This is a genomic window from Paractinoplanes hotanensis (assembly GCF_023717965.1).
GTDB lineage: Bacteria > Actinomycetota > Actinomycetes > Mycobacteriales > Micromonosporaceae > Actinoplanes > Actinoplanes polyasparticus.
The window spans coordinates 1-13,891 of the sequence record NZ_JAMQOL010000003.1 but is presented as its reverse complement, the minus strand read 5'-3'; the positions used below and the strand labels follow the sequence as shown (position 1 = coordinate 13,891).

Genomic DNA, 13,891 nt, shown 5'->3' with positions numbered 1-13,891 from the left:
TGTTGACATGTGTCGATGTTAACGTTCACCATGCCACCATGAAGACCTGTCTCCGCGCGGTCCTCGCTCTGCTCCTCATGGCGGCAGTCGTCGTCGTGCGGGCGCCCAGTGGTCAGGCCGCCATCTCGTTCACCAACCCGCTGGCGGCCGCGCCCTACGGCGCCGACCCCTGGGTGGGTTACGACAACGGCTGGTACTACCTGGCCGCCACGACCTGGAACTCGCAGATCGTCATCAAGCGCGCCCGGTCGGTGGCCGCGCTGCCGGGCGCAGCCGAGTCCGTCGTCCACACCGGCAGCGGCTCGACCAACTGCTGCAACGTGTGGGCGCCCTCGCTGCATAAGTTGAGCGGGCCCAACGGCACCCGCTGGTATCTCTACTACAGCGCCGGCACTCCCGTCTGCTGCGACGGGCAACGCTCGCATGTGCTCGAGAGCTCGGGCAGTGATCCGATGGGTCCGTACGCCTACAAGGGCCGGCTGGACGTGCAGGCGAACAACGGCTGGGCCATCGACGGCAGCGTCGCCACCATCGGCGGCCAGAACTACTTCTTCTACTCGTCGTGGGTGGGCGACCTGCAGAGCCTGTTCGTCGCGCGCCTGACCAACCCGTGGACGGCCGCGGCGTACGGGACGAGAATCTCCTACCCCACGTACGACTGGGAGAAGCAGGGCGGCAACACCGAGGAAGCGCCGTACGTCGTGCAACGCAACGGCGTCACGTACCTGACGTTCTCGGCCAGCTCGTGCAACACCCCCGACTACAAGCTCGGCCTGCTGACCCTCGCCGGCAGCAACCCGCTCGCCGCCTCGTCGTGGACCAAGAAGAGCACGCCGATCTTCCAGCGCAGCGACGCCAACGGCGTCTACGGTCCCGGCGGCCAGGGCTTCTTCAGCTCTCCCGACGGCGCCGAGACCTGGCTGGTCTACCACGCCAACGAGAGTACGGCCCAGGGCTGCGGCGGCACCCGCACCACCCGGATCAAGAAGGTCGGCTGGAACTCCGACGGCAGCCCGAATCTCGGTACGCCGGACCGGCTCTCCACTGCGCTGACCGGGCCGTCGGGTGACCCGGGCGGCACAGTCCCGTTCCCGGTCCCAGGCGCCCCGTACCGGTTGGTCAACCAGAACAGCGGCAAGGTGCTCGACGCCACGAATTGTGGGACAGCCGACGGTACGACGATCAGACAGTGGAGCTCGCTGGGCAACGCGTGCCAGCAGTGGACGTTCACGAGGACGACCAGCAACTACTACCGGATCACGAACGTGAACAGCGGCAAGGTGCTCGACTCGGTGAACTGCGGAGCGGCCAACGGGACGGCGCTCAACCTGTGGAGCTCGCTCGGCAACGTCTGCCAGGAGTGGAGCGTCACCCCGGTCGACGGCCGCTATCTGATCGCCAACCGCGGCAACGGCCTCGTGCTCGACGCGGAGAGCTGCGGGACGGCCGACGGGGTCGTCGTGCGTCAGTGGGGCGCCCTCGGGAACGCCTGCCAGCAGTGGTCCATCACCGCCTGACCTGCCCGGCGCGCCGCCTGGTCGCGCCCCGCCGATCCATCCGACCGGTCGCGCCTGCCCGTTCCGCCGCGGTGCGGGCGCGGCCCCCGATCGAAGGACAATCATGTTTCGTACCCTCGCGGTGGCCGGAGTCCTCACGGTCGCCACCGTCACGGCCGCGGCCGCGACGCTCAACGCCCACGCCGCGGTCAACGCCGGCCCGGTCGTCGCCGCGGCGACCCCGACCACGCCGCCGGGGCAGTACCCCAACCCGGGCGTGGTCACTGGCGCCACCCGCACGCACGACCCGTCCGTCGTGAAAACACCCAGCGGCGGCTACATCGTGGCCCAGACCGGCGACAACCTGCCGCTGTCGACCTCGGCCGACCGCACGGCGTTCCGCGCGGCCGGCGCCGTCTTCCCGAACGGCGCCGCCTGGACGACCGCCTACACCGGCGGCAGCCGCAACCTGTGGGCGCCCGACATCTCGTACCGCAACGGCCGTTACTACCTCTACTACTCGGCCTCGACGTTCGGCTCCAACCGTTCGGCGATCTTCCTGGCCACCAGCACCACCGGCGCCTCCGGCAGCTGGACGCACCAGGGCCTGGTCATCGAGTCGTTCAGCGCCGACAACTACAACGCCATCGACCCCAACCTGACCGTCGACACGGCCGGCCGGTGGTGGCTGAACTTCGGCTCGTCCTGGTCGGGCATCAAGCAGATCCCGCTCGACGCCGCCACCGGCAAGCGCTCCGGCACGACGATCCGCAGCCTGGCCGGTCGCGGCGGCGGCGCGATCGAAGCGCCGACGCTGGTGCGGCACGGCTCCCACTACTACCTGTGGGTGTCGTTCGACTTCTGCTGCCGCGGGGCGTCCAGCACCTACCGGGTCATGGTGGGCCGCTCGACCAGCCCGAACGGCCCGTTCACCGACCGCAACGGCGTCGCCCTGACCGCGGGTGGCGGCACCCAGGTGCTGGCCGGGCACGGCAGCATCCACGGCCCCGGCCACCAGACGGTCATCACCGATGCGGACGCTGACGTGCTCTTCTATCACTACTACGCCGACAGCGGCACGTCGTACCTCGGCGTCAACCTGATCGGCTACGACTCCGCGGGGTGGCCCTTCGTCTACTGAGCCCTGACGGCGGGCCGCCGTCGCAGGGTCTGACACTGCGGGGTGGCCCTTCCTCTGCTGAACCGCGACGGTGGGCCGCCGCCGCAGAGACTGACTCTGCGCCGGTGGCCCTTCGTCTGCTGAGCCAAGCGTGCTGTCGGCAACAGTTATTTGACGAATCAAGTTTCTGGCGTATCTTTGATGGAGCTTGTAGCTTCAACTAAACGCCGGGAGTACGCATGTCCAGCACCACCGCTTCGGCCGATGCCCGTATCCCGGCCGCCCACCCGTTCGCCCAGCACGTGCGGAGGGCGACCGAGTCCGAGGCCGCTGACCCGCACCGCGCCTGGACCCCCGAGGACGGGCCGCTGCCCAGCCTCTACGTCAGTCACGGCGGCGGCCCGATGCCGTTCGAGAACCCCGAGTGGCTCAACCCGCTGCGCCGCTGGGCCCGCGCCCTGCCCAAGCCCCAGGCGATCCTCGTCGTCAGCGCCCACTGGGAATCGGCGCCGCTGTCGCTGAGCGCCACCCGGCCCGCCGAGCTGGTCTACGACTTCGGTGGCTTCGACCCGCTCTACTACGCGTTCCGCTACGACACCCCCGACGCCGCCCCGCTGGCCCAGCAGGTCGCCGCGATGATGCCGGACGGCGAGCGCGCGCACCAGCACAACCGCCGCGGCCTCGACCACGGCGCCTGGGTCCCGCTGAAGATCATGTATCCGCTCGCCGACGTGCCGGTGCTCCAGCTCAGCCTGCCCACCGACGACCCGGACCAGCTGCTGGCCCTCGGGGCGCGGCTGCGCCCGCTGCGCGAGCAGGGCGTGCTGGTGGTCGGCTCGGGCCACATGACCCACGGCCTGCCGTTCCTGACCCGCGAGCAGTTCGTGGACAACAAGGTGCCCGGCTGGTCGGCCGACTTCGACGCCTGGGCCGCCGAGGCCCTCGACCGCGGCGATGTGGCCGAACTGGCCCGCTTCCGCAGCGCGGCCCCCGGCATGCCCTACTCGCACCCGACGGTCGAGCACTTCACGCCGCTGTTCGTCGCCCTGGGCGCCGCCGCCGACCCGACCGCCCCCGTGGTCACCAAGCTCGAGGGCTACTCCCTGGGCCTGTCCCGCCGCTCCTTCCAGGCCGCCTGAGGTCCTAGACCCAGCCGCCCCGAACTGGTTCCGGCCATCTCGATCGCGGACGTTCGTTCCGGCTGTTTCGAGCGTGTTCGTGCTGGTCGTTTCGATCGCGGACGTTCGTTCCGGCTGTTTCGAGCGTGTTCGTCCTGGCCGTTTCGATCGCGGACGTTCGTTGCGGCTGTTTCGAGCGCGCTTTCGTTCGCTCGGTTGAGGGCTGCGGCCTGTACAAACCGCGTATCCGGCCCTTACCGAACGCTTACACGGGCCGCCTAGCGTCGCGGCATGACCGATCGACGCTTGGTGATGCATCTGCTGCGGCGGCTCACCTTCGGGCCGACCGCGGCCGAGGTCGACGCGGCCGTTCGAGCCGGCTACGACGCCACGCTCGAACGGCTGCTGACCCCGGCGGCCCTGCCGCAGCCGCCCGACCTCGGTGCCCAGCCGGCACCCGGTGACAGTCGTGCGGAACGCCAGGCCGCTCGCAAGCAGCAGCGTGAGCAGCTCACGGCCCTGGTTCGCTGGTGGCTGGGGCGGATGGTCGCCGACCGGACCGCGGCCGAGAAGCTGACGTTCTTCTGGCACGGGCACTGGGCGACCAGCGCGCAGAAGGTGCGCTCGGCCCACCTCATGCTCGGGCAGCAACAGACCTTCCGCCGCTACGGGACCGGGCCCACCGGGCCGCTCGTGCGCGCGATGCTGCGCGACCCCGCCCTCATCCTGTGGCTGGACGGTCAGAAGAACACCCGCAAGGCGCCCAACGAGAACCTGTCCCGCGAGGTCATGGAGCTCTTCACGCTCGGCGTCGGCGCGTACAGCGAGGACGACGTGAAGGCCGGCGCGCGGGCGCTGACCGGCTGGCAGGTCGACCGGGCCACGGGCCGGGCCCGCCTGGTGGCGCGGCGGCACGACAGCCAGGCTGTCGAATTGCTCGGCGGCACCGTCGACGATCTGGATTCGTATGCCGATCTGATCGTCCGACAGAAGGCAACACCTGCCGTTCGTCGTGAGCCGGCTGTGGGCGCGCTACGGCGGCCCGGGCCCGGCCCCGGCCGTCACCGGGCGCGACACGACGGCCCTTCTCAAGGCGATCTGCACGACGCCCGAGTTCGCCGCCACCGCCGGCACTCTGGTGAAGCAGCCCGTCGAGTGGCTCATCGGCGCCGTACGCCAGCTGGGCCTGGAACCCGACGGCGTGGAGCCGATCCTGCGGGCGCTGGGGCAGATGCCGCTGCGGCCGCCGTCGGTCGGCGGATGGCCCGAGGGCGCGGCCTGGCTCACCACCTCGTCCACGCTGACCCGCCTGCGCGCCGGCCAGAAGCTGGCCGCGCGGGCCGACGTCGACGGCCTCACCGGCTCCGACCGGACGGAGGCCCTGGCGGCCCTCCTCGCCGTGGACGGCTGGAGCGACCGCACCCACGCCGCGCTGACCGCCACCAAGGACCCGCGGCGGCTGCTCGCACTCGGCCTGGCCAGCCCCGAATACGCCGTGCACTGAGGAGGAACGAACATGGACATCATCACCAGGCGGCGGTTCCTGGTTGCCAGCGGTGTGACCGCGGCTGCGGCGGCGACCACGCTGGGCGTACGCGAAATCCTTGCCACCGCGGGCGACCGTGACCCCGCGGCGAAGACGCTCGTGCTGGTCACGCTGTACGGGGGCAACGACGGACTGAACACCGTCATCCCGTACGCGGACCCGGCCTATGCCACCGCCCGGCCCGACTTCGCCTATCAGCCGGAGGAACTGCTCGACCTGGGAGAGGGCGAAGCTCTCAACCCCGGGCTGCCGGGGCTGCACAAGCTTTTCGGGGAGGGACGGCTGGCGATCGTGCGCGGGGTCGGCTATCCGAAGCCGAACCGCAGCCACTTCCAGTCGATGGACATCTGGCAGACCGCCCAGCCCGACCGCCCCGGCACCACGGGCTGGCTGGGCCGCTGGCTCGACTCGGCGGGCGGTGACCCGCGGCTGGCGATCTCGTTCGAACCCGTGCTGCCGCCCCTGTTGGCCGGCGCGACCAGCGCCGGGGCGACCGTGCCGGGCGGCGACCTCAAGCTTCCCGCCGGCGTGACCCCGGGCCTGCTGGCGAGGATCGGCGCGCCGGCTGCGGGGGAGTCGCCCGCCCTGGCCCGGGCGGCCGCCTGCTTCGCCGACCTCGGCCGCGTCCGTGACCTGATCGCCTCGGCGCCCCTCGACGACGAGGACGACGCCGAGACCCCGGCCACCGCGACCGGCGGGGCCGCGCCGCCGCTCGACCAGCAACTGGCCCTCGTGGCGCGCTGCATCGAGGCGAACGTGGCCACCCGCGTCTACTCGGTGTCGCTGGGCGGCTTCGACCTGCACGCCGACGGCAAGGACGCCCAGAAGGCGTTGCTGGCCAAACTCGACAAGGCGCTGGCCGCGTTCGCCACCCGCATGACCGGTAAGGGCGTGGTCGTCGCCGTCTACTCCGAGTTCGGCCGCCGGGTCAAGGCCAACGCCTCCGACGGCACCGACCACGGCACGGCGTCGCCGATGTTCCTGCTCGGCGACGGCATCGACGGCGGCCTGCACGGGGAGCCCTCGAGCCTGACCGACCTCGACGACGGCGACCTGAAGTTCACGACAGACTTCCGGGACGTCTACGCGATGCTGCTGTCCGACGTCCTCGGCGCCGATCCCGGCCAGGTCCTCGACGGCTGGAAGGGCCGCTTGGACCTGGCCGGCTGACGGCTATCTCGTGGCCCGGCCGGTGAGCTTGTCGCGCAAGCGGTCGACCAGGCCCACCCCCGGGCCGGCGAGCTTGTGGAACAGCTCGTTGTTGGGAGCGCCCGGGTGCGGGCGGGTCGGGGCCAGCTTCTTCGCGGTCTCGACCTTCCCGGCCAGCTCGACCAGCTCGTCGGCCGGGATCAGGCGCCGCAACTGGGGGAACTGCTCGGACTCCTCGTCCTGCACGTGGTCGGCCAGAATCGTCTCGAGCTTGCGCAGCGACTCGTCGAACTCGGTGCTGTTCACGTCCAGGTCCTCGAGACTCTTCATGGCCTCCTCGAGCTCCTTGTGCTCCTCGACGTCGTGTTCCACGGCCTTCTCGCCGTCCGGCAGGTACTTCTTCATCGCCGGGTAGACGTACATCTCCTCGGCGACGGCGTGCCGCACGAGCTCGCTGATCGCCGTGTCGGTCAGGTCCCGCCGCATCAGCGGGTCGCGGATCGTCCAGATCTCGCCGATCAGGGCGGTGACGTCCCGGTGGTCGCTGGTCAGAATGTCGACGACGTCGCTGGTCATGTTCTCTCCTCGGTAGGCAAGCCGCCCCCGGTTACCCAGGATGTCGACCGCCATACGTCAGGGCTGAACGTTGAGCACCGGCGTGACGCAGTTCGCTCCCGTTGCGGTGGAACCGGGCGAAACCGGCCTGATCGTCCTCGGCCGCCGAGAGGTCTGATGTTTCGTCGCCGCCGACCTGACCGGCCTGCCACCGGCGTTCATCGACGTCGGCACGGTCGACCTGTTCCGCGACGAGGACATCGCGTTCGCACAGCGTTTGATGGCTGCCGGGGTGCCCACGGAGCTGCACGTTCACCCCGGCAGCTAGCACGCCGCCGAGACCTTCGCGGCCGATGCCGCGTTGTCCCAGCGGATCTGGGGCATGCGGCTCGATGCTCTGCGGCGGGCCCTGTCGGGAGCGTGCCGGTAGCTTCTCGGCGGGCTCGGTGCGGGAGGTCGCGCCGAGCTTGCCGAAAACCCTGCCCAGGCGCCATTCCACGGTGCGGGCGCTGAGGAACAGCTGGCTCCGATCTCGGGGGTTGCTCAGACCCTCGGCGGCCGGCCAGGCGATCAGGGACTCGCGGCCGGGGCGACGTTCCGGCGGCGGCGGACCGCCCGCTCGCCGGTCGCCATCAGCTCGCGGCGGGCCCGGTCGGCGTACCCGGCCATGCCCATTCCCTCGAACATCTGGCGGGCGGTGCGCAGCCGTTCCGGGGCCGCACGCGATGACGGGGGCGTCAGCGCGTGCGCGCTCGGACCGGGCCTCGTCGAGGCGGCCGGCCCAGCGCAACCAGTCCTCGAGGTAGGGGCCTGGAAGTCGGCGCCGAAGGCTGGACCGCCTTCCCGTTCTTCGAGGAGCCGGGCGCGTTCTGCTGCCAGGTCGCCGCCCTCGCCGCCGAACACACGGCGGCAAAGGCGGCGACCGCCACGACCGTCTAGGACGCGTACGTCTCGAACTCGGCGATGCGGGGCGCCGAGCTCGCGCCGGTGATCTCGAAGGTGACCTTTTTGAGCGCGGTCGCGGTGAAGCTGATGGCGCCCGAGCCGCTGCCGGTCTTCAGCACCGCGCCGGTGTCGGCGTTGACGATCCGGTAGGCGCTGATCGAGCCGCCGCCGGAGGCCTCACGGATGTTGACACGCCCGACTGTCGTGGCCGCGCTCCACTTGACGGAGATGGAGCCGGTGGCGCCGGCCGGCGACCAGTACGTGCTCAGGCTGCCGTCCTTGACGTTGCCGTAGCTCGTGCCGCTCGCCTTGCTCGAGCCGTCCGCGCCGCCGGCCAGGCTCAGGTTGGTGCCGCCGGGCTGGGTCGGCGGCGGGGTCGTCGGGTTCGGGGTGGTGGGGTTCGGGGTCGTGGGGTTCGGCGTGGTCGGCGACGGTCCGGTCGGCGAGCAGCTGCCGGTCGAGGTCCGGATGCCGGTGTTGGCCCCGGCCGTCTGCCGCACCACATCCGGCACGCAGGAGCCGCCGTCGAGGCGGTACGAGTAGGGGACGCTCACGCTGGTGGTCGAGGTCAGGTTCGGACCGGCCGGGTTGTTGTCGGTGCCGGGGCTCGACCAGGTCACGTTGTCGAGCACGTTTCCCGCGACCTGCCAGTAGCCGGCCTGGTCGGTGTAGAACGTGCCGAGCACGTCCTTGGAGTCCTCGAAGTAGTTGTTCTCGACCTTGGCCCGCGCGCCGGCCCGCGAGTTGATGCCCGACTCGTGCAGTTGAAGGTAGTGGTTGTTGTAGATGTGGGCGACGCCGCCGCGCAGCAACGGCGTACGGGAATCGATGTTCTCGTAGCGGTTGTGGTGGAAGGTGATGAAGCTGTTGCCGGTGTCGCTCTCGCTGGAGCCGATGAGCCCGCCCCGGCCCGAGTTCCGCAGGATGCTGTACGACAGGGTGACGTACTCGGTGTCGTCCTTCATGTCGAACAGGCCGTCGAAGCCCTCCGACTCGCCGCCGCTGGCCTCGAGCGTCACGTGGTCGACCCAGACGTTGCGCACGGTGCTCTCCATGCCGATGGCGTCGCCGCCGTTGGACGTGGGGGAGCCCGACTTCTTGACGTTCCGCACCGTCACGTTCTGGATGATGATGTTGCTCGAGTCGCGGAGGTGAATGCCCAGCTGGTCGAAGACCGCGCCGCCGCCCACCCCGATGATGGTGACGTTGCTGATCTCCTTGAGCTCGATCTTGTCGGCCGCCGTGTTGCAGCTGCTGCCCGACACCTTGGTCGTGTTGCCGTGGTTGATCGTGCCAGAGACCTCGATCGTGATCGGCGTGCTGCTGCTGGCCCGTCCGCAGAGTGCCTGGTGGATCTGGGTGCCGGTCGTCGCTCGTACGGTGGCTCCGCCGTTGCCCCCGGTCGTCCCGCCGTTGGCCGAGGCAAAGCCGTCGGCCGTGCCGACCGCCGCCGCGCTGGCCTGGGGGAGGGGCAGCGCGATGACGACGGCCGCACCCGCGGCTCCTGTCGCCAGCGCTGCCAGGGCGCGTTTGGCTGTTCGTCTCATGGGTTCGCTCCTTGTCGCATACCGGGCTCTGCCAGTACGAACCGTTGTCCCGGGTCCCCGGCCGTCCGGGCCGTGAACCAGCCACCCACGCGGCGATTCGTATGCAGGAAAGCGCTTACCTCTGCGAGGATAGAAAGTCGTAAATGGAAGAAGCAAGCGTTTGCAGTGTTTGCATCGCATGGGTGCGTGCCAACCGGGGTACTAGGGCCGGTTGACGAAGGAGGCTGACATGAGTTCCCGCCAACCGAACGAGCAGCCAGAATTCGAACGCCCGGTCGACCTGACCGACCTGCCCGAGCGCGGCGCCAAGCCCCAACCGGGCCGGCTCCCCGAACACCACCCGGACGACTCCGGAATGCCGGGCGATGTCCCCGGCCCGAGCGGCCCCGACACCCCTCGCCGCGATTAGGTTCGGTCCCGCGGGCCGGACGGGCACTCTCGGAGGACGGTCGTCGGTCCGGCGATCTGAGCAGTGACGAACGGGCTGCGCCGCAGCGGTTGCTGCGGCGCGGTCTGTCCGGGGCGGGCGGTCAAGTTGCCCCCGCCGTTGTTCGAACTCGGCGGTTTGGTGACCGGTGGCAGGCCGCTGGTTGCGCGGTTCGGTGTTCGAACTCGGCGGTTTGGTGACCGGTGGCAGGCCGCTGGTTGCGCGGTTCGGTGTTCGGACCCTGCGGTTTGGTGACCGGTGGTATGCCGCCGGTTGCTCGGTCCGGGCCGAGTTGCGCGGCGCGGCCGTGATGAGCGAGGCACTCATGCCGTTGGCGCCGGCTTGCGCGTTGCGTCCGGTCCGGCACCGGTGGGGCGGGCCTTGAATTGCGCGTTCGCTCACGTCCAGTACAGGATTCGGCAAGCCGGCAGCCGGGAGGCGATCTCCGACTCGAACCAGCCGCGCAGCTCGGTCATGATGTCGGCCGGGTAGACGTATTTGACCGCGCCGAACTTTCCGTGTTTGCGGGTGCGGGCGTCCTCGTCCATCTCCAGGCGTGTGCGGGGATACCAGCCGAGCAGCACTTCCTTGCTGCCCGGGGTGAAGCGGTGCGTGATCAGTTCGGCGGTCAGGTCCAGATCGGGTACGCCGTCGATCGCGGCCGCCACGGCGTCGAGCAGCTCGCCGTAGCGTTCGCGCCAGTCGTCGACCGTCATGATCGGCGCGATCGTCAGACCGACCGGATAGCCGTCGAGCGCCAGCTTCCGCAACGCCGCCAAACGGTCGGCCAGCGGGCTGGTGCCACCTTCCATCCGCGTGGTCACCGGCAGACAGTTGACGCTGAACCGCACCCGGGTGCGCCGATTGTGTGACAGTCCGACAAAGTTGTCCACCTCGTCGAACTTGGTGGTCCAGCGCAGCTGTACCGGAGCGTTCCAGGCCCCGAAGTGCTGCACTGCCCGCTGCCAGCTACCGGTCAGGTGGTCCAGCGCGAGCGGATCCGTGTAACAGGACGCCTCGAACGTGGTGCCTTCGTCCCGCCGGGATGCGCGCCGGGAGGTGACGGTGCCGTGGCCGGCGTACTCGGAAAGGCCGTCGAGAATGTCGTCGAGGTCGGCGTAGACGCGGGTGACCGGCGGGCCGGAGAGCGACCCGGCCAGGTAGCAGTACTGGCAGTGCGCGGGGCAGCCCTCGGCCAGGTCGAAGCGCCAGTCGGCACTGGGTGCAATCGGTTGCAGCTTTCGGCGCGACGGCGGGCTGACCACGATCGCCAGCGTCGACTTCGCCCTCGCGTACGTCTGGCGGTCGTTCTCGCCGCGGACCCCGGTCAGCCGGGCCGACGTGAGCCGTTCGACCTCGATGCCGTACGCCTCGATCCGGTCCATGATGTGGCGGCCGTGCGGATGGTCGTATGCGGGCGGGGTGGCCACGACTCGCTGGGGAAACCAGCGCCGGGCCGGACGCGCGGGCGGCGCCACGTCGCTCAGGTCGTGGGTGGGCACGCTCTCGCCGCTGGCGCTGTGCGGCGCGGCCGGGTCGTCGAGGGCCAGGGGCGCATCCAGATCGGTCACCCTCGGCAGGTACCCCGGCCAGCGCGGATGTACCGTGACACGTGCGGATCGCGTATGCCGCCGGCCGAGCCCATGATCACGGCGTCCGCCCGGTGGCCGCCGGCCAGAACAGGGGAGTAGCACAGCGATGACGGCTATCCAGGAGATTCCGCTGACGACGATCACCGGCGGGTCGAGCACGCTCGGTGACTACAGCGGGCAGGTGCTGCTGGTGGTGAACGTCGCGTCGAAGTGCGGCCTCACCCCGCAGTACGACGGGCTCGAAAAGCTGCACGAGCAGTACCGCGACCGGGGTTTCGCCGTGCTCGGCTTCCCCGCGAACGACTTTGCCGGCCAGGAGCCGGGCACCGACGGCGAGATCGCCGATTTCTGCCGCAGCACGTACGGCGTCGAGTTCCCGATGTTCTCGAAGATCTCCGTCCTCGGCCCCGAGCGCCACCGGCTCTACGACGCCCTCGCCGGTGACCAGGACGTCCGGTGGAACTTCGAGAAGTTCCTGATTTCCCGTACGGGTGAGGTGGCGGGCCGCTTCGCCCCGACCGTCACGCCGAGCGACGACGAGTTGGTGACGGCGATCGAACAGCAGCTCGCCGCACCGCAGCCGTAAGCGACGCTCCCGTCGCAGTCGCAGTCGCAGTGCAGTCGCGGTCGCAGTCGGTCGCGGTCGCAGTCGGTCGCAGTCGCAGTCGCAGTCGGTCGCGGTCGCGGTCGCAGCCGCAGCCGCAGCCGCAGTCGCGGTCGCAGCCGCAGCCGCGGTTGCGGTCGCAGCCGCGGTTACGGTTACGGTCGCTCTCGTAGTCGCGGCCGCCGGCGTAATGCAGGTCGGCGTTTTCATCTCGGTGGCCGCAGCGAGTTCAGCCGTCGCGCGTTTACAGCCGGAGGCCGCGTTTGCTGCCAGCGGCCCGATTGCCGCCGACAGCGCGTGCCGGGCGCCGACGGATGACGTGCCGTAACGTCCGGATGCATGATCTCGGCGCTGTCGGGCTTCGCCGTCATCGGCGTGATCGTGCTGGTGGGATGGGTGGCGGGGCGCTGGGGACGGCTGCCCGCCGAGACGCAGGCGGTGGGCGGGCGGCTGGCGTTCCTGATCCTGACGCCCTGTCTGATCTTCAGTGGGGCGGCGGCGTCGGATCCGGCCGCGCTGTTCACTCAGCCGCTCATCGTGTCGACGGCGGCGGCGCTGCTCTGCTTCGGGTTGCACGCGCTGACGACGCGGGGCCGGGAACCCGGCACGCGCATCGTGGGTGCGCTGTCCGCGGGCTACACCAATGCGACGTACATCGGGGTGCCCGTCGCGACCTACGTGCTGCGCGACACCGCGCTGGTCGTGCCCATCGTCCTGCTGCAGCTGCTGATCATCACGCCGGTCGCGCTGACGGTGCTGCAGTTCGTCACGACCGGTCACGCGTCCTGGCGTACGTCACTGACCGCACCCTTTCGCGTCCCACTCACCGTAGCGGTCGCGCTGGGCGTGCTGGTCGCCGTGACCGGAGTCAAACTGCCCGCTGTGCTCGCCGATCCCATCGCGGCCCTCGGTCAGGCCGCCGTGCCGGTGGTTCTGCTGGTCTTCGGGATGTCGTTCTCGGGCCGTCGCGTGCTGGAGCCCGGGCCCGACCGCCGGCCGATCATCGCCGCGGTCGTCATCAAGGTCGCGATCATGCCGGCGTTGGCGTTTCTGCTGGCCCTGACCCTGCGGCTGACGCCGGCCCAGACGTACGCGGTGACGATCATGGCGGCCCTGCCGACGGCCCAGAACATCTTCCTGTACGCCCAGAGCTTCGGTACGGCGTTGATCCTGGCCCGTGACGCGATCTTCCTGTCGACGCTCGCCTGCGTGCCCGCCCTGCTGATGATCACTCTCCTGCACGCCTTGACTTGAAGTCAGCTTCACGTTTTAGGGTCGTGGAGTGCCCCCCAGCGTCCGTATCGGCGTAGCCGAGCAGTTCAAGGCGGCGTTCCGCCGTTACCCCACCGGCGTCGCCATCATCACCGCGGCCGGCCCGGTCGGCTTGACCGCCTCCAGCGTCGCCTCGGTGTCGGCCGACCCGCCGGCGTTGTCGTTCTCGGTGATGGCGTCGTCGTCGGCCCACGCGATCCTCGAAGCGCCCAGCTTCGTGGTCAACCTGCTCGGCCCGGGCTCGGTCGCGCTGGCCGAGGCGTTCTCGGCCGGCGGCGGCCCGCGCTTCACCCCCGACCAGGCCTGGGACTACCTGCCCACCGGCGAACCGGTCCTGACCACCGCCCTCGCCTCGTTGCGCGGCGTCCCGCTCGACCGGGTGCCGGTCGGCACGTCCACCCTGGTCATCGCCCAGGTCGACGACGTCCTGCTGGGCCCCTCCACCGGCCACCTGGTCTACCACAACCGCGCCTACATCGAGACGCCACACTGACGCGGTCCCGCCGGACGTGCTGCCGCG

Annotated in this window: 13 protein-coding genes and 2 pseudogenes; 10 read left to right on the top strand and 5 right to left on the bottom strand. The window is 70.3% G+C overall.

Annotation, left to right across the window (positions count from 1 at the left end):
• Positions 1-38 precede the first annotated feature (38 nt).
• The 6 genes and pseudogenes from LXN57_RS01940 to LXN57_RS01915 all read left to right on the top strand — a co-directional run bounded on the left by LXN57_RS01940 (position 39) and on the right by LXN57_RS01915 (position 6,450).
• Complete coding sequence (locus tag LXN57_RS01940; RefSeq protein ID WP_251796227.1) at positions 39-1,517, top strand: family 43 glycosylhydrolase; 1,479 nt, start codon at positions 39-41, stop codon at positions 1,515-1,517.
• Positions 1,518-1,620: 103 nt separating this feature from the next.
• A complete protein-coding gene (locus LXN57_RS01935) occupies positions 1,621-2,637 on the top strand; it encodes an arabinan endo-1,5-alpha-L-arabinosidase (RefSeq protein WP_251796226.1) in 1,017 nt (338 codons plus the stop codon).
• 218 nt (positions 2,638-2,855) lie between these two features.
• Positions 2,856-3,755, top strand: a complete 900-nt coding sequence (locus LXN57_RS01930; protein WP_251796225.1) for a dioxygenase family protein — start codon at positions 2,856-2,858, stop codon at positions 3,753-3,755.
• Between the two features lie 270 nt (positions 3,756-4,025).
• Positions 4,026-4,676 (top strand): annotated as a pseudogene (locus LXN57_RS01925) (DUF1800 family protein); the annotation flags it as partial.
• Positions 4,677-4,746: 70 nt separating this feature from the next.
• Positions 4,747-5,238 carry a DUF1800 family protein gene (locus tag LXN57_RS01920; protein ID WP_251796224.1) on the top strand — a complete coding sequence of 164 codons (492 nt, stop codon included), beginning with the start codon at positions 4,747-4,749 and terminating at the stop codon, positions 5,236-5,238.
• 12 nt (positions 5,239-5,250) lie between these two features.
• Positions 5,251-6,450, top strand: a complete 1,200-nt coding sequence (locus LXN57_RS01915) for a DUF1501 domain-containing protein (protein ID WP_251796223.1) — start codon at positions 5,251-5,253, stop codon at positions 6,448-6,450.
• A 3-nt stretch (positions 6,451-6,453) separates the two neighbouring features.
• On the opposite strand, the gene LXN57_RS01910 is transcribed toward LXN57_RS01915, so the two are convergent.
• From LXN57_RS01910 to LXN57_RS01900, 4 genes and pseudogenes are all read right to left on the bottom strand, one after another.
• Complete coding sequence (locus LXN57_RS01910; RefSeq protein ID WP_251796222.1) at positions 6,454-7,005, bottom strand: hemerythrin domain-containing protein; 552 nt, start codon at positions 7,003-7,005, stop codon at positions 6,454-6,456.
• A 31-nt stretch (positions 7,006-7,036) separates the two neighbouring features.
• On the bottom strand, positions 7,037-7,483 hold the full coding sequence (locus LXN57_RS48555) for a hypothetical protein (RefSeq protein WP_438872822.1): 447 nt from the start codon (positions 7,481-7,483) through the stop codon (positions 7,037-7,039).
• A 3-nt stretch (positions 7,484-7,486) separates the two neighbouring features.
• Positions 7,487-7,531, bottom strand: a pseudogene (locus tag LXN57_RS48550) (hypothetical protein); the annotation flags it as partial.
• 388 nt (positions 7,532-7,919) lie between these two features.
• Positions 7,920-9,476, bottom strand: a complete 1,557-nt coding sequence (locus LXN57_RS01900) for a pectate lyase family protein (RefSeq protein WP_251796221.1) — start codon at positions 9,474-9,476, stop codon at positions 7,920-7,922.
• 229 nt (positions 9,477-9,705) lie between these two features.
• Between LXN57_RS01900 and LXN57_RS01895 the strand changes: the two genes are divergently transcribed.
• The gene (locus LXN57_RS01895; protein WP_251796220.1) at positions 9,706-9,885 is read left to right on the top strand and encodes a hypothetical protein; all 180 of its coding nucleotides are present in this window, start codon (positions 9,706-9,708) and stop codon (positions 9,883-9,885) included.
• Positions 9,886-10,301: 416 nt separating this feature from the next.
• On the opposite strand, the gene LXN57_RS01890 is transcribed toward LXN57_RS01895, so the two are convergent.
• Entirely contained in the window at positions 10,302-11,474 is a 1,173-nt protein-coding gene (locus LXN57_RS01890; protein WP_251796219.1) for a spore photoproduct lyase family protein, read from the bottom strand.
• 127 nt (positions 11,475-11,601) lie between these two features.
• On the opposite strand from LXN57_RS01890, the gene LXN57_RS01885 reads away from it, so the two are divergent.
• The 3 genes from LXN57_RS01885 to LXN57_RS01875 all read left to right on the top strand — a co-directional run bounded on the left by LXN57_RS01885 (position 11,602) and on the right by LXN57_RS01875 (position 13,864).
• Positions 11,602-12,081: a glutathione peroxidase gene (locus LXN57_RS01885; protein WP_251796218.1), complete on the top strand. Its 480-nt coding sequence runs from the start codon at positions 11,602-11,604 to the stop codon at positions 12,079-12,081.
• 357 nt (positions 12,082-12,438) lie between these two features.
• The gene (locus tag LXN57_RS01880) at positions 12,439-13,353 is read left to right on the top strand and encodes an AEC family transporter (RefSeq protein WP_251796217.1); all 915 of its coding nucleotides are present in this window, start codon (positions 12,439-12,441) and stop codon (positions 13,351-13,353) included.
• 28 nt (positions 13,354-13,381) lie between these two features.
• A complete protein-coding gene (locus tag LXN57_RS01875) occupies positions 13,382-13,864 on the top strand; it encodes a flavin reductase family protein (protein ID WP_251796216.1) in 483 nt (160 codons plus the stop codon).
• Positions 13,865-13,891: the final 27 nt, after the last annotated feature.

Bases quoted from the DNA above. Each gene is read 5' to 3' on its own strand.
- LXN57_RS01900 (WP_251796221.1), bottom strand. From the start codon at position 9,476: ATGAGACGAACAGCCAAACGCGCCCTGGCAGCGCTGGCGACAGGAGCC.
- LXN57_RS01880 (WP_251796217.1), top strand. From the start codon at position 12,439: ATGATCTCGGCGCTGTCGGGCTTCGCCGTCATCGGCGTGATCGTGCTG.
- LXN57_RS01895 (WP_251796220.1), top strand. From the start codon at position 9,706: ATGAGTTCCCGCCAACCGAACGAGCAGCCAGAATTCGAACGCCCGGTC.
- LXN57_RS01915 (WP_251796223.1), top strand. From the start codon at position 5,251: ATGGACATCATCACCAGGCGGCGGTTCCTGGTTGCCAGCGGTGTGACC.
- LXN57_RS01910 (WP_251796222.1), bottom strand. From the start codon at position 7,005: ATGACCAGCGACGTCGTCGACATTCTGACCAGCGACCACCGGGACGTC.
- LXN57_RS01935 (WP_251796226.1), top strand. From the start codon at position 1,621: ATGTTTCGTACCCTCGCGGTGGCCGGAGTCCTCACGGTCGCCACCGTC.
- LXN57_RS01885 (WP_251796218.1), top strand. From the start codon at position 11,602: ATGACGGCTATCCAGGAGATTCCGCTGACGACGATCACCGGCGGGTCG.
- LXN57_RS01930 (WP_251796225.1), top strand. From the start codon at position 2,856: ATGTCCAGCACCACCGCTTCGGCCGATGCCCGTATCCCGGCCGCCCAC.
- LXN57_RS01940 (WP_251796227.1), top strand. From the start codon at position 39: ATGAAGACCTGTCTCCGCGCGGTCCTCGCTCTGCTCCTCATGGCGGCA.